The sequence below is a fragment of the Flavobacterium sp. ALD4 genome (genome assembly GCF_002836475.1).
Classification (GTDB): domain Bacteria; phylum Bacteroidota; class Bacteroidia; order Flavobacteriales; family Flavobacteriaceae; genus Flavobacterium.
Genome location: NZ_PJBJ01000030.1, coordinates 839150 through 858796, shown reverse-complemented (window position 1 = coordinate 858796; position 19647 = coordinate 839150). Strand labels below are relative to the sequence as shown.

Here is a 19647-nt window from a genome sequence, read left to right as displayed (position 1 = left end):
ACTAAAAGACATTTTTAAAAGTTTAATGTTAAAAACGTTTATCATTGAAAATCAACTCATTTAAATACTCAATTCCGTTAGGATTGTTGTTTTTTTTGGTAGCCTGTTCTACTAAAAACAGCAGTTTCTTGTCCAGGAATTCCCATGCTTTACACACTAGATATAATATTTTATACAATGGTGAAATTGGTTTAGATAAAGGGGTTGTAGGGATAGAAGCCAATAGCAAAGACAATTTCTGGAAACGTTTGCCTATAGAGAGGATGCAAGTCACGGATGAAGTTACGTCAGAAGAAAAAGCAAAAAATTCTGATTTTGAATTAGCCGAAACTAAGGCAACCAAGGCGATTCAGAAGCATTCTATGAATATCGATGGAAGAGAAAGAAACTTTCAAATAGATGAAGCGTATTTGCTTTTGGGTAAAGCCAGATACTACGATCAAAGGTTTATTCCCGCATTAGACGCATTCAATTATATATTATATAAATACCCAAACAGCAGCAAGATTTATGAAGCTAAGATTTGGCGAGGAAAAACCAATATGCGCTTGGGTAATGATGCTTTGGTTGTAAATAACATGACGACTCTTTTGAAGGAGCAAAAACTTAAAAAGCAGGTCGTTGCCAATGTCAATGCCCTTTTATCTGAAGCATACTTGAATCTGGAAGAAAAAGACTCCGCTCTGATCAGATTAAAAGTAGCCGAAAAATTCACTAAACAAAATAGAGAAAAAGCAAGATATCGATTTATACTCGGTCAACTTTACGAAGAGTTAGATAAGAAAGACAGCGCGATTTATAGCTATGAATCGGTAATAAACATGAACAGAAAATCGGATAGAAAATATGTTATTCAAGCACAGGCTAGAAAAGCGCAGTTGTTTGACTATCAAAACGGGGATACTACCTCCTTTCTGAAAACCTACAGAAAACTAATTGCCGACAGAGAAAACAGGCCGTTCCTAGATGTTTTAAACTATCAAATGGGTGTTTTCTACGACAAACAGGACAATCAGAAAAAAGCGTTGGACTTTTATAATATTTCTCTAAAAAAAGCATCTGCTGACCAGTATTTAATAGCTTCGAACTACAGAAATATGGGGAACATGTATTTTAGAAATGCAGCATACCCGGTTGCGGCAAAATATTACGACAGTACATTAGTGAATCTTGACCTTAAAACCAGAGAATTCATTCACATTGAAAAGATCAGAAAAGATTTAGACGAAGTAATTCTGTATGAAGCAATCGCTTCAAGAAATGACAGTATTTTACACGTTGTTTCCATGTCAGAAGGAGGCAGAGTCAGCTATTTCGAAAACTATATTGACACCTTAAAAAAGAAGGATGAAGCCAAAAGGATTGTAGAAGAGAAACTTAAAGAAAAGCAAGAGAATATAGATAGAAACAGTAAGACAGGAGCTAATGACCCTGCCGTTTCTGGTCAAAACTTAGGAAACCCAATGCGCAATTCGCCGTTTGCTCCCCCTTCTATGACTGCTTCAAATGCATCGGCAAGTGTTTTCTATTTTTATAATCCTACGACTGTTTCTTTTGGGAAATTGGAATTCAAAAGAACATGGGGAAATCGAATATTAGGAGGTAATTGGAGGCTATTAGCAGTAGGTAAGACCAATTCGGTTTCAAAAGAAACTTTGGATACTGATGTAGCGCAGCAGGAAGATAAATTGAAAGAGGAAGAGAATACTGTAGTCGAAGAATATACTGCTGATTTTTATTTAAAACAACTCCCCACTTCGCAAGAGGTAATTGACAGTATCGGAAAAGAACGCAATAAAGCCTATTATCAACTTGGGGTAATTTACAAGGAAAAGTTCAAAGAATACGAATTAGCAGCGAACAAGCTGGAGCAATTATTGGAAAATAATCCGGAAGAAAAATTGATTCTTCCTGCAATGTATAATTTATACAAGATATACCAAATCACAAACAGCGGCAAAGCAGAAGCAATGAAAGGCAGGATTAATTCCCAATTTCCAAATTCCCGCTATGCTCAAATAATAAACAACACAAATCCTGAGGGAGCCGTATTGAAAGATACCCCGGAAGGAGCTTATGATACATTATACAGACAATATGAAGAGGAACAGTTTGCGGCCGTTTTAGAACAATCTGACGGGTTGATCAATCAGTTCTCAGGGGATGAAATCGTTTCTAAATTCGAGCTACTGAAAGCGAGTACAATTGGTAAACTTAAAGGACTAATAGCCTATAAAAACGCATTGCAGTTTGTGGCGGATAATTATCCAAATAGTGAAGAGGGTAAAAAAGCGCAGCAAATTTTGAAGGAGCAAATTCCTTTTTTAGAAAAACTAGATTTCACTACTACGGACACTAAAAACTGGAAAGTGCTTTACAAAGTACCGGTATCAGACGAAAAAGGTACAAAAGCAATGGAAGAAAAGATTAAAAAATTCATGACTGGTGCTACCTTTCAGGATTTAAAGTATTCCATAGATGGGTATAGCGATACGGAAAGTTTCATAACGATTCACGGTATAAATTCGGAATTATATGCTAAAAACATTAGTACAATTCTAAAAGAAAACAAGGATTTTAAAATAGCGACATCTGCTATTATCCTTACCAATGAAAATTATAAAGTGGTCCAAATTAAAAAAAATCTTGATATTTATTTAGGATTAAAAAAAGAGTAAAAATGTTTAATAGAAAAGCAAAGCCCTATACGGAGCTTTTAGGAAAAACAAATAGAATTGTAGAAGGAACAATTATAAAAGGAGATATTGTATCCCAAGCTGATTTTAGACTTGACGGAGAATTGATTGGAAACTTTTTCTCTACTGGGAAATTAGTGATTGGTCCGGCTGGAACTATAACTGGGGATATTAAATGTAAAAATGCAGATATCGAAGGTAAATTTGAAGGAACTATTCAAGTTGCTGAAATACTTAACGTAAAAGCTCAAGCGGTGATCAAGGGTGAAGTCACGGTAGGGAAACTATCCGTAGAACCTGGGGCTGATTTTAGTGCGTCCTGTATAATGAAAATTAATGAAGAAAACTTCTTGATAACGGATGGAAAAGAAACCCAACAAAAAACCATCTAACAAATGGATTGCCTTAATTAATATACCCATTCAAATGGGGGTTATCATTTTTTTGTTTGCTTATGGAGGAAACTGGCTAGATGAAAACTACCCTAATCCCAAAATATATTACAATAAAATTTTAGTCATGGTTGGTGTTGCTTTGGCGTTATATAATGTGATTCGGCAAGTGAACGAAATCAACAAATCTTAAGAAATTTTTAATTATTAAAATAAAAAAGCCTCCGTTCTTTATGTCTTGGTGAGCAAATAAATAAAGCATGAATTTTAAAAATCAAAAACCTCTTATTAGCCTAGCATTATTTTCTGGTTTAGCGTACTTATTACACAAATTTAGTTTCTATTTATTTAAAATTAGTGCTGCGTCTTTTCAGTATTCAATTGAAGTACTCTATCTATTATTTTTTGGTATGTCCACTCTAATTTTCATAGTCCTATTAAAAGTTAAAGAAAAAAGTTTTGATAATGTGGGGATGTCTTTTCTTTTAGGAACAAGTATCAAAATGGTCTTTTGTTATTTGATATTAAAACCTATCTTGCACATCGTGACGTACAACAATACAATTGAGAAAGTTAATTTTTTTGGGATGTTCATTCTTTTTTTGTTAATAGAGACTGTTTTAACGATACGAATATTGAAAGAAAAACAATAAATCAGTAAATACATCAGAGAATTGAAAAAATAAGTTTTTATACTCTTTTGAATAATAATAAAAAATGTACATTTGCACCAAATTTCAGAAACGTAAAAAATTAAGATATTTAACAGTTATGGTGATTTCAAATAGACCACTTAGATTTATAATAGCGACTTTAGTAGCATGTCTTCCTTTAATGAGTTTTGCAAATCCTCAGGTGGATTCTGTACAAGTTCATACTGAAGTTGCACACGAAACAACTGAAAAAAGCCAGGAAGGAGCTCACGCTGAACCTACGGATGTTAAATCTGAAATTAAAGCGTTCATTGGTCATCACGTTTTAGATTCTCATGATTTTACTTTTCTTTCAGACGAAGTAGAAGAGGAGCATTATGGTTTTTCTTTACCGGTGATTTTGTGGGATAACGGGATACACTTCTTTTCATCTTCTAGATTTAATCATGGAGAAGCAGTCGCAGAATCTAATGGTAATTTCTATTTAATAAACCATCACGATGGGAAAATATATAAGACAGATGCTTCTGGAACATTAACAGAGGGAGAAGATGGTTATCCAACGAATGGTCGTCCGATTGATTTTTCAATCACTAAGACGGTTTTATCTATCTTAATCGCTTCTTTTTTAATGATTTTGTTATTTGCTAGTTTAGCAAGGTCTTATTCTAAAAACGGTGGGATTGCTACTGGTGGAGGAAGAATCTTTGAACCCGTAGTATTGTTTATCCGTGACGAAATAGCTATTCCAAACATAGGAGAAAAGCATTATAAGAAATACATGAGTTATTTATTAACTATTTTCTTCTTTGTGTTATTCCTAAATATTTTTGGGTTGATGCCTTTTGGAATTAATGTTACAGGTAATTTAACCATCACGTTTGCATTAGCCGTCATGACCTTTTTAATTACAAATCTTACTGCTAATAAAAACTATTGGGGTCATATTTTCTGGATGCCAGGAGTGCCAAAATTGATGCGTATCGTATTGGCACCAATTGAATTATTAGGGGTTTTCATTAAGCCATTTTCATTAATGATTCGTCTATATGCAAACATTTTTGCTGGGCACATAGTCTTGATGAGTATCATCGGTTTAATGTTTATTTTCAAGAGCTGGTTGGGAAGCACGCTCTCATTTGGATTGTCATTTGCGCTTTCTATCTTAGAGATATTGGTTGCATTCTTACAGGCTTATATTTTTACATTGTTATCAGCGCTTTATTTTGGAGCTGCAGTAGAAGAGCCTCACCACGAGGAGGCACATTAATAAATTGAGTGTTTAATTTTTAATTATATATATTATGGAAGGTTTAAATTTTGTAGGAGCTGGATTGATCGTAATCGGAGCAGCTTTAGGTATTGGTAGAATTGGTGGTTCAGCAATGGACGCTATTGCTCGCCAGCCAGAAGCTTCAGGAAAAATTCAAACGGCTATGCTTATCGCAGCTGCATTAATTGAAGGAATTGGTTTCGCTGCATTATTTGCTGCTTAATTAAAATTCAAAAAAACAATAGTTACAACGGTTGGTTGTAACTATTGTTTTTATTATTAAATTAAATATTATTATAGATACATAACATGGAAAAGTTAATACATCAGTTTGAGTTTGGTTTGTTTGTTTGGCAAGTATTGATCTTTGTTGGATTAATTTTCTTATTGAAAAAATTTGCTTGGAAACCTATTCTAGATGCAGTAAATGACAGAGAAGAAGGAATCAAAAATGCATTACTTTCTGCAGAAAATGCAAGAAAAGAAATGCAAAATCTTCAGGCTGACAATCAACGTATTTTACAAGAAGCAAGAATGGAGCGTGACAACATGCTAAAAGATGCACGTGAAATTAAGGAAAAAATGATTGCTGATTCTAAGGATGAAGCGCAGGCTCAAGGTTTGAAAATGATCGAACAAGCAAAGGCAGCAATTGAAAGTGAAAAAAATGCAGCTATGGCTGAGTTGAAACTACAAGTTTCTACTTTGTCGTTGAGTATCGCAGAAAAATTATTGAAAGACGAATTATCTAATAAAGAAGCTCAAACTAAGTTAGTTGAGAAGATGTTAGGTGACGTAAAGCTAAACTAATATTATGGCAAGTACAAGAGCAGCAATTCGTTATGCAAAAGCAATTCTAGAGATCGCAGAATCTAAAGGAATAGCTCTAGCAGTTAGTGATGATATGAACCTTATCGCGTCAACTATAGGTGGAAATGTAGAATTAAGCACTTTTATTCAAAACCCCACTTTAAGAGTAGAAGTTAAGGAGAATGCCTTACTAGAAATTTTTGCAAATGCTAATGGCGTAACAAAAAGTTTATTTCATTTGTTATTTGTAAACAAGAGATTTGAAATCTTGGAGACTGTTGCAGTAGAATACAGTAAATTATTTGATATTATGAATGGCGTGGAGGTAGCTCAAGTTACTACGGCCATTGCTATGGATGCAGTGCTAGAAGCTAAGGTATTAGCTAAAATCACGTCGTTATCAGATAAGAAAATTACAATAGAAAATCATGTAGATCCTGCAATTATTGGAGGTTTTGTTTTGAGAATAGGCGACAAGCAATACAATGCGTCAGTAGCCAATAGATTACAAGTATTAAAAAGAGAATTAAGTAACTAGTTTTATTGCACATTTAAGTGTCTAAATTATAAATTAAGATGGCGGAAATCAAACCTGCTGAAATTTCAGCAATATTAAGAAAGCAAGTAGAAGGTTTTGAATCTGGCGCTACGCTAGAGGAAGTAGGAACCGTACTTCAAGTTGGAGATGGTATTGCTCGTGTTTACGGGCTTTCTAATGTTCAATACGGTGAGTTAGTAGAATTTGACAATGGTTTAGAAGCTATTGTATTGAATCTTGAAGAAGACAATGTTGGTGTGGTACTTTTAGGCCCATCAGTTGGAATTAAAGAAGGTTCTATAGCTAAAAGAACACAACGTATTGCCTCTCTTAAAGTGGGAGAGCAAATGGTAGGTCGTGTAGTTAACACTCTTGGTTTTCCTATTGATGGAAAAGGACCAATTGGTGGAGATTTATACGAAATGCCTTTGGAAAGAAAAGCTCCTGGAGTTATCTTCCGTCAACCGGTAACGGAACCATTACAAACAGGGATAAAAGCAGTAGATGCTATGATACCAGTTGGTCGTGGACAACGTGAATTGGTTATTGGTGACCGTCAAACAGGTAAATCAACTGTTTGTATTGACACTATTTTAAATCAAAAAGAATTTTACGATGCAGGAAAACCTGTGTTTTGTATATATGTTGCAATTGGACAAAAAGCGTCAACTGTAGCAGGAATTGCAAAAATGTTAGAAGAGAAAGGGGCAATGGCTTATACCATTATCGTTGCAGCTAATGCTTCTGATCCAGCTCCGATGCAAGTTTATGCTCCTTTCGCAGGTGCAGCAATTGGAGAATATTTCAGAGATTCAGGCCGTCCAGCTTTAATTGTTTATGATGATTTATCTAAACAAGCTGTTGCTTACCGTGAGGTTTCTCTTTTATTGAGAAGACCACCGGGACGTGAAGCATACCCGGGAGATGTATTTTACTTACACAGTCGTTTACTAGAGCGTGCTTGTAAAGTAATTGCTGATGATGGAATTGCTAAAAACATGAATGATTTACCAGATTCATTGAAACCAATCGTAAAAGGTGGAGGTTCATTAACTGCACTTCCTATTATCGAAACTCAAGCTGGTGACGTTTCTGCATATATCCCAACAAACGTAATTTCGATTACAGATGGTCAAATTTTCCTTGATGGAGATTTGTTTAATTCTGGAGTGCGTCCTGCAATTAACGTAGGTATTTCGGTATCTCGTGTTGGAGGAAATGCACAAATTAAATCAATGAAAAAAGTAGCAGGTACTTTGAAACTAGATCAAGCACAATTCCGTGAATTGGAAGCGTTTGCTAAATTTGGTTCTGACTTAGATGCAGTTACTTTAAACGTAATTGAAAAAGGTAGAAGAAACGTTGAGATCTTGAAACAAGGTTTGAATGATCCTTACACAGTAGAAGATCAAGTTGCGATTATCTATGCTGGTTCCAAAAATCTTTTGAGAAATGTTCCTGTGAATAAAGTAAAAGAATTTGAGAAAGATTTCTTAGAATTCCTTAACAACAAACACAGAGCAACTCTAGATGCTTTGAAAGCAGGGAAACTTACAGATGAAATTACAGATGTAATCCAAACTGTAGCAAAAGAAATTTCAGCAAAATATAACTAATATAGTGAAAAGTGAAAAGTGAGTAGTTGTACTATTCACCTTTCACGACTCGCTCTTTACTATAAATTAAAATGGCAAATTTAAAGGAAATCCGTAATAGAATTACTTCCGTTTCATCTACGATGCAAATCACATCAGCGATGAAAATGGTTTCTGCAGCAAAGCTAAAGAAAGCACAAGATGCAATTACAGCCATGCGTCCTTATGCCGAAAAATTAACGCAATTATTACAAAATCTTTCTGCGACACTGGAAGGTGATGCAGGTGGAGAGTTTACTACACAACGTGAAGTAAAAAAAGTATTAGTTGTCGCTATTACTTCAAATAGAGGTTTATGTGGTGCATTTAATTCGAATGTAATTAAAGCATCTAAAAGTCGTTCTGGATTTTATGCTGAAAAACAAGTGGATATTTTTGCAATAGGTAAAAAAGGAAATGATGTTTTAGTTAAAACTAGTACCATAATTGACAATCAAAGTGCCGTTTATGATGATCTAACTTTTGATAATGTAGCTGCGATAGCAGATGCTTTAACGGAGAAATTTATTTCTGGAGATTATGATAAAATTGAATTGATCTACAATCAATTTAAGAATGCCGCAACTCAAATCGTTCAAATCGAGCAGTTTTTACCGTTGGCACCAATAAAAGCAGATTTAACACCTTCAGTTGGCGATTATATTTTCGAACCGTCTAAAGAAGAGATTGTCTTGACTTTGATTCCAAAATCATTGAAGACACAATTGTACAAAGCAATCAGAGATTCATTTGCTTCAGAGCATGGTGCTCGTATGACTGCTATGCACAAGGCAACGGATAATGCGACTGAGTTGAGAAATGAATTGAAATTGACATACAATAAAGCACGTCAGGCTTCGATTACTAATGAGATCCTTGAGATTGTTGGTGGAGCAGAAGCATTGAACGGATAAAAATTTTGTTTATCTTATTATAAAAGCCTCGCAGTTGCGAGGCTTTTTTTTATTAATTTTAGACTGTAAATTAACAACGGTAATACCTATGCAATTGTATCTGAAAGAACTCACCACCGTAGCCGAAATGCTAAAGAATATTGAAATGATGCGGTTTCTGTATCCAAGCTTTTCATTGGAAAAGTATGAATCGTATCTTAATGAAATGGTTCCGCATAATTACAAACAACTTGCAGTGTTTGAAAATGAGATATGTGTTGCCGTAACGGGGTATTGGAGAGGAACAAAATTATGGTCGGGTAAATACATTGAGATTGATAATTTTATCGTTCATCCAGAACATCGTTCTAAGGGACTTGGTAAAATGTTGACAGATTACATTGATATAAAGGCAAAAGAAGAAGGTTGTAGTATGATTGTTTTAGATGCTTTTACTGGAAACTTTACTGCCCATCGGTTTTATTATAATCAAGGTTACGGCCCTAAAGGTTTTCATTTCGTTAAAATCATCAATGAAGAGGGATTATCTTAAATCATTTTGCAATGGGTTATATTAAAAAAATAGTGGTCTTAATTTTGATGACAGGAAGTCTATCTTTTTGTGCGTCTAAACAGAATAGTCAAATGGATTTTCCACAAAAAATAGCGGCGGCGTACTTTCAAAAAATAAACACAGGAGGAGGTCAAGTTGGAACCGGTAATGATTTTTATATCGAGTTCGAGAAACCGCTTAAGAAAGGAATTACGTTGAATAAAGTCTATTTTCGAAATCAGGTAGCTGTACTTGAAGAAGAGAATGATAGGGTTTTTGTGGCTCGTTTTTATGATGTTCCAACAAAGCAAGATTTAATTTTAGACAGCGATTCCTTAAAAGAGTATGGTAACAAAGCGCCTGTTATTGCCAAACCAAAATTCGATTTACAACCCACCGAGGCGGTATTAGAATATAGAAAAAAGAACGAAACTTTTTTTTATACCATCGAGGCAATAAAAGAAAGACCAATGATTGCTAATCGATCAGAGATTAAACCAAAGAATTAGTTATTTTTGTCCTCTAAATATTAATAAGAAGTACCATTTTGGGATTATATAAAAAACTTTTTAAACAGACTGCGATCTACGGACTCGCCACAGTATTGCCGAGAATGTTCAGTTTTTTCTTTGTTCGGCTTTATACTGATTTGCTTCCAAAAGCAGAGTACGGTAAAGTGTCTGTTATTTTTGCTTACATGATATTCTTTAATGTTGTTCTAGCCTACGGAATGGAAACGTCCTTTTTTAGGTTTTTTAATAAGGAATCCAATAAAAAAGTAGTAGAGGAGACGTCGATGGTTTCAATCTTTTGGACAACTATTTTATTTTTAGTCCTCGCTCTCTTGTTCCGTAGTAGTTTATCCGATTGGTCGGGAATCGATTCCCAATACATAACTTATACGATTTGGATTCTGGCTTTAGATGCCTTGGTCATCATTCCATTTTCAAAACTAAGGGTGAATCAGAAACCGATGGCGTACGCGGCAATAAAGATTGGAAGTGTGTTGGTTAACCTGATTCTGAGTGTTGTTTTTTTACTTTATATCCCCATGTTTATAGAAGCAAATCCCCATGGTTTTTTGAGTTCTGTCTACGTGGATAACTTTCAAATAGGGTATATATTCTTAGCTAATATTATTGCGAGTTTACTGACCTTTGTTGCCTTGTTTCCTAACTATGTATACTTGAGCTGGAAGATAGATACTGATTTGTGGAAACGAATGATGCGATATGGAACGCCTATAATGGTGGCGGGAATTGCCTTTGCCATCAACGAACAATTCGATAAAATTCTTTTGTCAAAATTGCTGCCGGCTAACATTGCGGAAGCTGAAGTAGGAGTCTATTCCGCTTGTTATAAGCTTGGTTTGTTCATGGTTTTATACAGAACGGCGTATACCCTAGGAATTGAACCATTCTTTTTCAGCCATTCTGATGATAAAAATGCCCCGCAAACTTACGCGATGGTAACCAAATACTTTGTTATTTTCGGATCATTTATATTATTGTCGGTAATCGTTTTTGCTGATCTTTTTAAACTGCTGATGATTCCAGACAGTTCATATTGGGAAGCGATGAAAGTAGTACCGTTAATTATTTTAGCTAATTTCTTTTTGGGAATTTATACTAATCTTTCTGTTTGGTATAAATTGATTGACAAGACGTACATCGGAGCTTATATTTCGATAGTGGGTGCCATCATTACTTTAGCACTTAATTTTCTACTGATTCCTACAATGAGTTATTATGGTTCAGCCATAGCGACAATTGCTGCTTATGGAAGCATGATGACTATTTCCTATTATTTGGGAAACAAATATTATCCCATTCCTTATGATTTAAAAAAAATTGGGGGCTATCTCTCGCTATCGATACTTTTTTCAGCCGTATCGTTTTATGGTTTCAGAGAGAATTATTATGTTGGAATCGGTTTATTAATCGTGTTCCTATATTTTATCTATCACAATGAAAAAGTAACGCTGATGAAAATTATAAAAGGGTAGAAATAGTTAGGAGCTATTTCCTGCTATTCGCTATATCTTTTCTTTCCTAAAAAGTCAAGAAAAGGATGCCGCTACTATCAGGGCTATAAATAAAAACATCAGTAGAACAAGTCAAGACCTGTCACTGAATTAAAATAAAAAACATGAAAATAAACATTATCAATAAATCACAACATGCTTTGCCTAACTATGAGACCATAGCTTCTGCGGGAATGGATTTAAGGGCAAACCTTACTGAACCTATAAGTTTACAACCTTTAGGGAGAACAGTAGTTAAAACGGGTCTTTTTATCGAATTACCGATAGGTTTTGAAGCGCAAGTACGACCAAGAAGCGGACTGGCTTTTAAAAATGGAATAACGGTGTTGAACAGCCCCGGAACAGTTGATGCAGATTATCGTGGTGAAATTGGTGTGATTTTAGTAAATTTATCCAATGAAACGTTTGTGATCCAAAACGGAGAACGTATCGCACAACTGATTATTGCTAAACACGAACGCGCTGACTGGATTGAAGTTCAGGAATTATCTGAAACATCACGTGGAGAAGGCGGATTCGGAAGTACAGGAGTGAAGTAGTTTTAAGACTCCGTATTCAGTTTGTAGAATCAATTGTACAACTGTAAAAATAACAGAATAAAGAAATAAATAAACTTTGTGAACTTTGCGAAAGCTTCGTTATTAAAACAATAAAAAATGAAAATAATAGTACCAATGGCCGGACGCGGTTCTCGCCTTCGCCCTCATACCTTAACCATTCCAAAACCATTGATTCCTATTGCAGGAAAGCCAATTGTACACCGCTTAGTTGAAGATATAGCCAAAATATTAAATGAGCCTATTGACGAAATCGCTTTCATATTAGGAGATCCCGCTTTTTTCGGAGATGATCTTGTGAAAAGTCTAAAAGAATTGGCAGAAAGCTTCGGTGCGAAAGCATCTATTTACCGCCAGCTGGAGCCTTTAGGAACAGGTCATGCCATTATGTGTGCCAAAGAATCGCTTTCTGGGCCAGCTGTAATTGCTTATGCAGATACGCTTATCAGAGCTGATTTTGACCTTGATCCTGAAGCAGATGCTGTTATTTGGGTTAAACAAGTAGATCAGCCGGAAGCCTATGGTGTAGTAAAGCTAAATGATGCTAATGAAATTGTTGAACTGGTTGAAAAACCACAAGACTTTGTCAGCGATTTAGCCGTTATTGGAATCTATTACTTTAAAGAGGTACGTGACTTAAAGGAGGAGCTGCAAAATGTTTTAGACAACAACATTCAAAATGGTGGAGAGTACCAAATTAATGATGGGATTAAAGCAATGATGGCAAAAGGAAAAGTCTTTAAAACGGGTAATGTAGACGAGTGGATGGACTGCGGTAATAAAAATGTAACTGTAGAAACGAATTCCAGAATGCTGGGCTTTTTACAGAAAGAAGACGCAGCCTTAGTGGCGATAAATGTCAGAATAGACAATTCAACAATTATTCCACCTTGTTATATTGGAGAGGATGTGTTTTTAATTAACGCGACTGTAGGACCAAATGTTTCTTTGGGAAAAGGATGTCATGTTACCGGTAGTGTCATTAAAAACAGTTTGATTCAGACACACGCACACATCAGCAATGCAAAGTTGGACAATGCCATGATCGGAAATCATGTTCGTTTTGACGGTGATTTTACTAGCATAAGTATTGGAGATTATTCGGTATTAGAATAACGAATTTTCTCCGAAACGCATAAAAAGCTATTTCGCAACAGCTTTACATAAGCTGTTGCGTTTAAAAAAAGAGTCAATGAAAAAATCGGCTTTATATATTCTACTTCTTGTTTTGCTAAGCAATTCAGCATTGCTATTGGCACAAACGGAACCGGAAGACATAAAGTTAAATAGTGATAAATTCAGCGATTATTTTTATGAGTCCTTAAAGCAAAAAGCAATCGAAAACTACGATAAAGCGATTGTGGCTTTGGAGCAATGTTTAAAAATCGAACCCGAGAATGCCACCGTTCATTTTGAATTGGGGAAAAATTACTTGGCCTTAAAAGAGTATAAAAAGGCCTATAGTTCTTTTGAGCATGCGACACAAATTGATTCTACAAACAAATGGTTTTGGGTAGGAATGTATGACGTCGATTATGAAACAAAAGACTATGTCAACGCCATAAAAACGATTGGCAAACTAATCCCGTTTGACGCTAAATTTAAAGAAGATCTGACTTCGCTTTACATGAGCACCAGTCAATTTGACAAAGCATTGGAGCTCATCAATGAACTCAATGAATCGTCCGGAAAGTCAGAACGAAGGGAATCCTACAAAATGCAGATTTTATCGCAGGGAAAATATCAGAATGCAGAAATCACCAATTTAATTGACCAAATCAAAAAGTACCCTAAAGAGGAATCGAACTATATTTCGCTGATTTATCTGTATTCTAAAAACAATGAAACCGATAAAGTGTTGGAAACGGCACGAAAATTGGAAACAGCAATACCCACATCCGAATGGGCGCAAGTCAGTTTGTTCAAGTACCATCTGGAGAATAATGAAGGAGAAAAAGCCATAAATGCAATGAATATCGCTTTGGCTAGTGCCAAAATAGATTCTAAAATAAAACACCGGATTCTAAATGAATTCTTGATCTATGTAAATGCAAATCCGCAGTTTGCCCCTGCTTTAGAAAAAGCAGTTGGTTATTTTGATGGCGATCCGGAAGTGAATGTGGCCAAAGAAATTGGGAAGTTTTATCAAAATAAGAAACAATGGGATAAAGCTATTGGATATTATGAAAAAGCGAATGCTAAAAATACGGAGATCGATATTGAAACGAATTTACTTTTGCTTCAGGCATATACCGAGATAAAAGAGTTTGAAAAGGCAGCAAAAAAAGCCATGGATATGGTGGATGTGTTTCCGGCACAGCCACAGTTTTATTATTATTCCGGTTTAGCATATAATCAATTGGCTCAATTTAAAAAAGCAAAAGAAATGTTGGAAATAGGACTGGATTATCTGGTAGACGACAAGGCATTAGAAATAAACTTCAACATACAACTTGGTGAAGCGTATCATGGTTTAGGAGATGAAAAGAAAAAGGATTTCTATTTTTCCAAAGCCAACCAATTATTAAAATAATAAAATTAAAATGAATAAATTTTTAGCAGTACTGGCAGTTGCTGTCCTACTATTTTCGTGTAAGTCGAAAGCGATTGTGACAGGAGCCACCGTTCCGGTTACGTATTTAAAGTCAAGTAAAATAATAGCGAATCACTATAACAATAAAAGCGATTTTTCCACATTATATATAAAGGCTGATGCTAAATATTCAGATGACCGATCGTCACAGAATGTTACCGCCGAAATCAAAATTAAGAAAGACGAACAGATTCTGGTTAGTATCCGTTTTCTTGGGATTACGATGGCTAAAGCAAGCATAACACCAACATCGGTGAGTTATTATGAAAAAATAAGAGGTACGTATTTCGATGGTGACTTTAGCGCTTTAAGCCAATGGTTGGGAACTGATTTGGATTTTAACAAAATTCAAAACATGTTGTTAGGCGAAGCCTTGGATGATTTGTCTAAAGGAAAATACAAAGAATCGTTAGGAGAGCAATTGTATCGATTGGATGATTTGGCAAATAACAATACAAAAAAAACATTCTATATCAACGCCGGAAATTTTAGTATTCAAAAACAAGAAATTACACAAACAGCCGAAGGCAGAATGATTCAGGTAGCCTATTCAGACATCAAGGAATACAAAGAAACAATGTTGCCAGGTAGCGTGGTGATTAATACGTTTCAGCCTAAAGGGAAATCAGTGATTGATTTAGATTACAATAACATAACATTTAATGAAGCACTTTCTTTTCCTTATAGTGTTCCAAATGGTTACAATAGAATTATAATTAAGTAAATTCGCAAAAATATATTTTTAAGATGCCAAAATTTCTCCTTAGCCTACTGTTTATGTGCATGACTTCTATGATGTGGAGTCAGTCTTCACAACAAGAAAAGTTAGAACAACGAAAAGCCGAAATCCAAAGGGAGATTAGAGAAAACGAGAAAATGTTGACAAATGTTAAGTCAAAGGAAAAATCGGCAATGAATATATTTTTAATTCAAAAAAACAAGATCAGACTAAAAGAAACCTTGATTAATACTACCGAAAAGCAAACTAAGCTTTTGGCTAACGATATGTATATTAATCAAATGAAAATTAATAAACTGAACAAGGAACTTTTAGTTCTTAAAGAAGATTATGCTCAGATGATTGTAAAGTCCTACAAAAGCCGTTCAGAACAAAGCCGGGCGATGTTCATACTGTCTGCTGAGAATTTTTTACAAGCCTATAAAAGAGCGCAGTATTTGAAGCAATATACCAGTTTTAGAAAAAACCAAGGAGAAGAAATAAATACCAAGTCAACCCAACTGGTTGAATTTAATGATAAATTAAACCTTCAAAAAGTTGCTAAACAAAAGCTTTTAGTTGAAAATAAGAAAGAAAAAGAGACGCTTGTAAAAGAAAAGCAAGAACAGGAGAAGTTAGTGAACTCTATCAAGAAAGATAAAAACAGAATTGTATCTGACATTCGAAAAAAACAACGGGAGTCCAAAACAATCGACAAACAAATTGACCGTTTGATTCGCGAAGCGATTGCTGAAGCGAACAGAAAAGCGGCATTGGAGAAAGCTAAAGCGAGAGCTTTGGCATTAAAATCTAATGCAAGTCCTAAAGAAGTTGCTGCTGCAGTGGCTAAGGAACCTGTATCCTCTTCTAGAATAGCGTTGACGCCAGAAGATAAGTTGATTGCGGATAGTTTTAAAGCAAACAGGGGAAGTCTTCCTTGGCCTGTCGAGAAAGGGTTTATATCATTAGGGTACGGAGATCAGGCACATCCTATTTACAATACGCTGGTAATTCATAATAGCGGTGTCGAAATCACCACTAATGAAGGCGCTACGGCAAGAGCGGTTTTTGGCGGAGAAGTAGCCAGTATTATGGTGCTGTCACCGGTAAATAAAGCTGTAATGGTACAACACGGGGATTATTTTACCATCTATCAAAACTTAAGTTCAGTGTCTGTGAACAAAGGGGATAAGATAAGCATCAAGCAAAGTCTAGGCAGAGTGAGAACGAATGGAGATACGGGTAAAACGGTAATTAAATTTTTACTGTTACAAAACACTACTTACACCAATCCACAGTCCTGGTTGTCCAATAAATAATTATAGCGCTATTGTATGGCGCAATAAACTAAAAAAAGCGAATCGTATGATTCGCTTTTTTTGTTATAAGTTGTTCCATTATTGTTGTTATTGTTGTTATTGTTGTTATTGTTGTTGTTCAGCATGATCTAATTCTTTCTGAAATTCAGACGACACCTCTTGTAATTGAACATCATTTATTTCCTCAAAATGTCTCCCGTCTTCATACCCAATGGAAACGAAAACCGAAAGCGTTTGTTTTGATAACCCCTTAAAAGTTCCTTTTATGGGTGTACAATCGGTGAAATTTAATCCAACCGATAGCTTTACATGGTTGTCCATCGTCCAAATGTTATTAGTGGGGTCTATGCCTAGCCAACCTTGTTTTGGCGTATAAATTTCTACCCAAGCATGGGTTGCACCTTCACCCCGTAGACCACTTTCATTGGGGCAAATATAACCGCTTACATATCTTGAAGGAATGCCTGCAGTTCTTAGGAGTTGTAACAAAACATGGGAGAAATATAATTACGGGAATTCGATATCCAAATTATATCGAGAGCAATTGATGGAACAAAATTTGTCGATATAATTTTTAAAGCAGAAGACTATAGCGACAGCATAGTAACGAGTTACCGTATAGCCACCATGTTGTTCTAAGTAAAAAAGTCGCAACAGTTGTCAGGATGACAATCATTGCGGCTTTTTTATTTTCTAATGGCAAGGGGACTGCTTTAAAATTCAGATTATTTTATTGATAGGCCAAAGAACGACAGCGTATGCGTCATCTCAACTTATATCAATTATAGATTCAATATAGTCCAATAAAAATCGCACTATTTTCATATTATATCGGCATTATACTAAATGACTTTATAATAATTATAAATGGTATTATTTGCTAAAAGTGGATTCCGTAGAGTTCATCATTCCTTCCGTTGTCCAAGTACCAGAAACGATCATACGTCTGATGGTGTAAAGGGGATCGATTGAATCTCTTTTGGTCGAAAGGATAAAGGCCATGTGGTATCCGCTCTTTTTTACTTCAGGAATCGCTTCCTTATTCCATAAACCAAAAGGATATGCAAAATAAGTCACTGGTTCCCCTATGATTTCTTCCAGTTTTGCCTTTGGTTTTACCAATTGGGTATTCCAGTCTTCACCAGTGTATTTCGTTACCCTGTGATGATCCCAGGTATGCGCTGCAATTACATGACCGGTATCTGATAGTGCTGTAATTTGTTCTTTTGTCAAATAGTTGGGACGGTTAATGGACACAGTCATTACAAAGAACACGCCTTTAAAGCCATATTTTTCCATTTCGGCGGCACCTATTGTGTATTGTTCTCCGCGGGTATCGTCAAAGGTGATCATGATTGGTTTTGAAGGCAGCGGGCCGTCGTGCAGTAAATAGTCGTATAGTTGCGCTGGCAAAATAGTATGATAGCCTGCTGCTGACAATGCCTTCATTTGTGCTGCAAAGTCCGCCGGTTTTACTGAATAGACTTTAGTCATAGGACCGTCATTGGTCTCAAAATTCTTAATGTTATGATAACACAGAATAGGGACTTCCTTTTTTGAAAGAATGGTGGCCGCATCATTGGTCACTTTTTGCGGGGCTGTTTTGTTTGCAACCTCATTTACCATAGCTATTTTTTGCGGAGCTTCTTTAGTAGTTTGTGCTTCTTTTGATTGGCAGCCTGCCAAAAGAACAAGTCCTAATATCAGGCAGGCGAAATAATTTTTCATTATCCGGTAAATTATTGAAATTGAATGTAGCTTGGTTTTGGTGTGAATTGCAACAACTCTTCAGGAGTGTAGATTTTTGAATTATTCCAATTGTCATTTTTGTAAAATAATTTAAACCCTGTAAACATCACGGGTTCTCTATAGATATAGGTCAGGTAGGTCGATCTTTTCAAGACTCTGCTCCCAAAGCCATCCATATCCATCACTACTTGTACTTCAGGCAGTTTTTTTATTTTTTTATAGTCCGTTATCATTCCTTGGGTAAAACGGTGTACGACAAGCACTTTTGGCGGAAGCTTATTTTCACGAACAACCTTAGCTAGGATATCAATGGCATCATTGATATCATCAGCGGTAAAACTACCAATTTTAGTACCTGGAACGTGTCCGTTTTTTAGTGAAAATTCAGGATCAATTCCTAAATGAACATTAGGTAAGGAAAGGTATTTTACCAGTTCGGTTACTTCTGCTTTAACGGTACTGTGCCCCACTTGGATATCTAAAAATACCAAAGCATCAATAGGTTTTGCCCATTTAAGAACCGTGTCGATTTGTTTGAATGGCATGCGCATGCGGTGCATATTGTCTCTTCCGGGTGATCCTTGTGCTGTTACGGCAATATAGTGTAACGCTGGGATTGCTTTTGTGGTAGAGTCTGCAGCCTGCCATTTAGCCACCTCACCCTGTAATTTTTTGATCATTTCGGCTCTTGGAATTTCTCCCAAAATCCCCATTCTTGTGGAATATAAATTTCCGTAAAACGCGATGATTCTATTGTAAGGCAATAAGGCGCCCGGCAATGGATAAGGCGTTTTTACTGGCCATCTTCCCGTGGTGTCGTTATTGCTTAAAGCCAGCATTCTTTTGTTGTAGTCAACGGTGTCGATTGTATTGATTGCTTTTTTCTTTACAGAATCAACGGCGACAACAGTTATTTTTTTCAACTCTTTTTTTTCATCGGCAGCTTTGGTATTATTACAGCTGGAAACAAAAAAGAAAAGCGAAGGTATAAGAAGTGCAAGTGCGTAATTTTTCATAAAATAAATCTTGTGTTTAGTGCAAAGGTATTGTTTTAAAAGAACGGGGTACGTATTAAAAAAGTATTCCGAAGCTATATTTTTTATATAATTCACGGATAGTGCCGCAGATAGTTGTAGTATGAGTTTTTTGCAAAAAGAGCAGGTCGATAAAGCACATTAGAAATACAGGAAACAAGCTATAATTTTTCGAGGAGCGGTATTGGTTT

General features: G+C 35.6%; 19 protein-coding genes and 1 pseudogene. 17 read left to right on the top strand and 3 right to left on the bottom strand.

Annotated features, from left to right (window positions below; translation table 11 throughout):
- The first annotated feature begins 44 nt into the window (after window positions 1-44).
- From CXF59_RS12495 to CXF59_RS12410, 17 genes are all read left to right on the top strand, one after another.
- Complete coding sequence (locus CXF59_RS12495; protein WP_101138084.1) at window positions 45-2678, top strand: tetratricopeptide repeat protein; 2634 nt, start codon at window positions 45-47, stop codon at window positions 2676-2678.
- A 2-nt stretch (window positions 2679-2680) separates the two neighbouring features.
- Window positions 2681-3088, top strand: coding sequence for a polymer-forming cytoskeletal protein (locus CXF59_RS12490; RefSeq protein WP_101138083.1), 408 nt, complete (start codon window positions 2681-2683; stop codon window positions 3086-3088).
- The gene (locus CXF59_RS12485; protein WP_101138082.1) at window positions 3057-3281 is read left to right on the top strand and encodes an AtpZ/AtpI family protein; all 225 of its coding nucleotides are present in this window, start codon (window positions 3057-3059) and stop codon (window positions 3279-3281) included. The genes CXF59_RS12490 and CXF59_RS12485 overlap by 32 nt, the downstream gene beginning before the upstream one ends.
- A gap of 578 nt (window positions 3282-3859) precedes the next feature.
- Entirely contained in the window at window positions 3860-5011 is a 1152-nt protein-coding gene (atpB, locus tag CXF59_RS12475) for a F0F1 ATP synthase subunit A (RefSeq protein WP_101138548.1), read from the top strand.
- Window positions 5012-5045: 34 nt separating this feature from the next.
- Window positions 5046-5237: an ATP synthase F0 subunit C gene (gene atpE, locus CXF59_RS12470; protein WP_101138080.1), complete on the top strand. Its 192-nt coding sequence runs from the start codon at window positions 5046-5048 to the stop codon at window positions 5235-5237.
- Window positions 5238-5323: 86 nt separating this feature from the next.
- On the top strand, window positions 5324-5824 hold the full coding sequence (locus tag CXF59_RS12465; protein WP_101138079.1) for a F0F1 ATP synthase subunit B: 501 nt from the start codon (window positions 5324-5326) through the stop codon (window positions 5822-5824).
- Window positions 5825-5828: 4 nt separating this feature from the next.
- Window positions 5829-6362, top strand: a complete 534-nt coding sequence (gene atpH / locus CXF59_RS12460) for an ATP synthase F1 subunit delta (RefSeq protein ID WP_101138078.1) — start codon at window positions 5829-5831, stop codon at window positions 6360-6362.
- A 38-nt stretch (window positions 6363-6400) separates the two neighbouring features.
- Window positions 6401-7978 carry a F0F1 ATP synthase subunit alpha gene (atpA, locus tag CXF59_RS12455; RefSeq protein ID WP_101138077.1) on the top strand — a complete coding sequence of 526 codons (1578 nt, stop codon included), beginning with the start codon at window positions 6401-6403 and terminating at the stop codon, window positions 7976-7978.
- A 71-nt stretch (window positions 7979-8049) separates the two neighbouring features.
- Entirely contained in the window at window positions 8050-8910 is an 861-nt protein-coding gene (gene atpG, locus CXF59_RS12450) for an ATP synthase F1 subunit gamma (protein WP_101138076.1), read from the top strand.
- An 88-nt stretch (window positions 8911-8998) separates the two neighbouring features.
- Window positions 8999-9442 (top strand): GNAT family N-acetyltransferase, encoded by a 444-nt coding sequence (locus CXF59_RS12445; protein ID WP_101138075.1) that lies wholly within the window; start codon window positions 8999-9001, stop codon window positions 9440-9442.
- Between the two features lie 11 nt (window positions 9443-9453).
- Window positions 9454-9951, top strand: a complete 498-nt coding sequence (locus tag CXF59_RS12440; RefSeq protein WP_101138074.1) for a hypothetical protein — start codon at window positions 9454-9456, stop codon at window positions 9949-9951.
- A gap of 38 nt (window positions 9952-9989) precedes the next feature.
- Complete coding sequence (locus CXF59_RS12435; protein WP_101138073.1) at window positions 9990-11447, top strand: lipopolysaccharide biosynthesis protein; 1458 nt, start codon at window positions 9990-9992, stop codon at window positions 11445-11447.
- Window positions 11448-11590: 143 nt separating this feature from the next.
- Window positions 11591-12025, top strand: a complete 435-nt coding sequence (dut, locus tag CXF59_RS12430; RefSeq protein ID WP_101138072.1) for a dUTP diphosphatase — start codon at window positions 11591-11593, stop codon at window positions 12023-12025.
- Window positions 12026-12142: 117 nt separating this feature from the next.
- Window positions 12143-13159, top strand: coding sequence for a sugar phosphate nucleotidyltransferase (locus tag CXF59_RS12425; RefSeq protein ID WP_101138071.1), 1017 nt, complete (start codon window positions 12143-12145; stop codon window positions 13157-13159).
- 76 nt (window positions 13160-13235) lie between these two features.
- Window positions 13236-14576: a lipopolysaccharide assembly protein LapB gene (locus CXF59_RS12420; protein ID WP_101138070.1), complete on the top strand. Its 1341-nt coding sequence runs from the start codon at window positions 13236-13238 to the stop codon at window positions 14574-14576.
- Between the two features lie 10 nt (window positions 14577-14586).
- The gene (locus CXF59_RS12415; RefSeq protein ID WP_101138069.1) at window positions 14587-15360 is read left to right on the top strand and encodes a DUF4292 domain-containing protein; all 774 of its coding nucleotides are present in this window, start codon (window positions 14587-14589) and stop codon (window positions 15358-15360) included.
- 23 nt (window positions 15361-15383) lie between these two features.
- Window positions 15384-16673 carry a murein hydrolase activator EnvC gene (locus CXF59_RS12410; RefSeq protein ID WP_198554694.1) on the top strand — a complete coding sequence of 430 codons (1290 nt, stop codon included), beginning with the start codon at window positions 15384-15386 and terminating at the stop codon, window positions 16671-16673.
- Between the two features lie 105 nt (window positions 16674-16778).
- Here CXF59_RS12410 and CXF59_RS12405 read toward each other — a convergent pair.
- The 3 genes and pseudogenes from CXF59_RS12405 to CXF59_RS12395 form a co-directional block, all read right to left on the bottom strand.
- A pseudogene (locus CXF59_RS12405) lies at window positions 16779-17165 on the bottom strand (transglutaminase family protein); the annotation flags it as partial.
- Between the two features lie 381 nt (window positions 17166-17546).
- The gene (locus CXF59_RS12400) at window positions 17547-18401 is read right to left on the bottom strand and encodes a polysaccharide deacetylase family protein (RefSeq protein WP_101138067.1); all 855 of its coding nucleotides are present in this window, start codon (window positions 18399-18401) and stop codon (window positions 17547-17549) included.
- 11 nt (window positions 18402-18412) lie between these two features.
- Window positions 18413-19438, bottom strand: coding sequence for a hypothetical protein (locus tag CXF59_RS12395; RefSeq protein ID WP_101138066.1), 1026 nt, complete (start codon window positions 19436-19438; stop codon window positions 18413-18415).
- Window positions 19439-19647: the final 209 nt, after the last annotated feature.

Excerpts from the sequence above, each read along its gene's own strand:
- CXF59_RS12490 (WP_101138083.1), top strand. The coding sequence starts at position 2,681 with ATGTTTAATAGAAAAGCAAAGCCCTATACGGAGCTTTTAGGAAAAACA.
- CXF59_RS12485 (WP_101138082.1), top strand. The coding sequence starts at position 3,057 with ATGGAAAAGAAACCCAACAAAAAACCATCTAACAAATGGATTGCCTTA.
- atpB (WP_101138548.1), top strand. The coding sequence starts at position 3,860 with ATGGTGATTTCAAATAGACCACTTAGATTTATAATAGCGACTTTAGTA.
- atpE (WP_101138080.1), top strand. The coding sequence starts at position 5,046 with ATGGAAGGTTTAAATTTTGTAGGAGCTGGATTGATCGTAATCGGAGCA.
- CXF59_RS12465 (WP_101138079.1), top strand. The coding sequence starts at position 5,324 with ATGGAAAAGTTAATACATCAGTTTGAGTTTGGTTTGTTTGTTTGGCAA.
- atpH (WP_101138078.1), top strand. The coding sequence starts at position 5,829 with ATGGCAAGTACAAGAGCAGCAATTCGTTATGCAAAAGCAATTCTAGAG.
- atpA (WP_101138077.1), top strand. The coding sequence starts at position 6,401 with ATGGCGGAAATCAAACCTGCTGAAATTTCAGCAATATTAAGAAAGCAA.
- atpG (WP_101138076.1), top strand. The coding sequence starts at position 8,050 with ATGGCAAATTTAAAGGAAATCCGTAATAGAATTACTTCCGTTTCATCT.
- CXF59_RS12445 (WP_101138075.1), top strand. The coding sequence starts at position 8,999 with ATGCAATTGTATCTGAAAGAACTCACCACCGTAGCCGAAATGCTAAAG.
- CXF59_RS12440 (WP_101138074.1), top strand. The coding sequence starts at position 9,454 with ATGGGTTATATTAAAAAAATAGTGGTCTTAATTTTGATGACAGGAAGT.
- dut (WP_101138072.1), top strand. The coding sequence starts at position 11,591 with ATGAAAATAAACATTATCAATAAATCACAACATGCTTTGCCTAACTAT.
- CXF59_RS12425 (WP_101138071.1), top strand. The coding sequence starts at position 12,143 with ATGAAAATAATAGTACCAATGGCCGGACGCGGTTCTCGCCTTCGCCCT.
- CXF59_RS12420 (WP_101138070.1), top strand. The coding sequence starts at position 13,236 with ATGAAAAAATCGGCTTTATATATTCTACTTCTTGTTTTGCTAAGCAAT.
- CXF59_RS12415 (WP_101138069.1), top strand. The coding sequence starts at position 14,587 with ATGAATAAATTTTTAGCAGTACTGGCAGTTGCTGTCCTACTATTTTCG.
- CXF59_RS12410 (WP_198554694.1), top strand. The coding sequence starts at position 15,384 with ATGCCAAAATTTCTCCTTAGCCTACTGTTTATGTGCATGACTTCTATG.
- CXF59_RS12400 (WP_101138067.1), bottom strand. The coding sequence starts at position 18,401 with ATGAAAAATTATTTCGCCTGCCTGATATTAGGACTTGTTCTTTTGGCA.
- CXF59_RS12395 (WP_101138066.1), bottom strand. The coding sequence starts at position 19,438 with ATGAAAAATTACGCACTTGCACTTCTTATACCTTCGCTTTTCTTTTTT.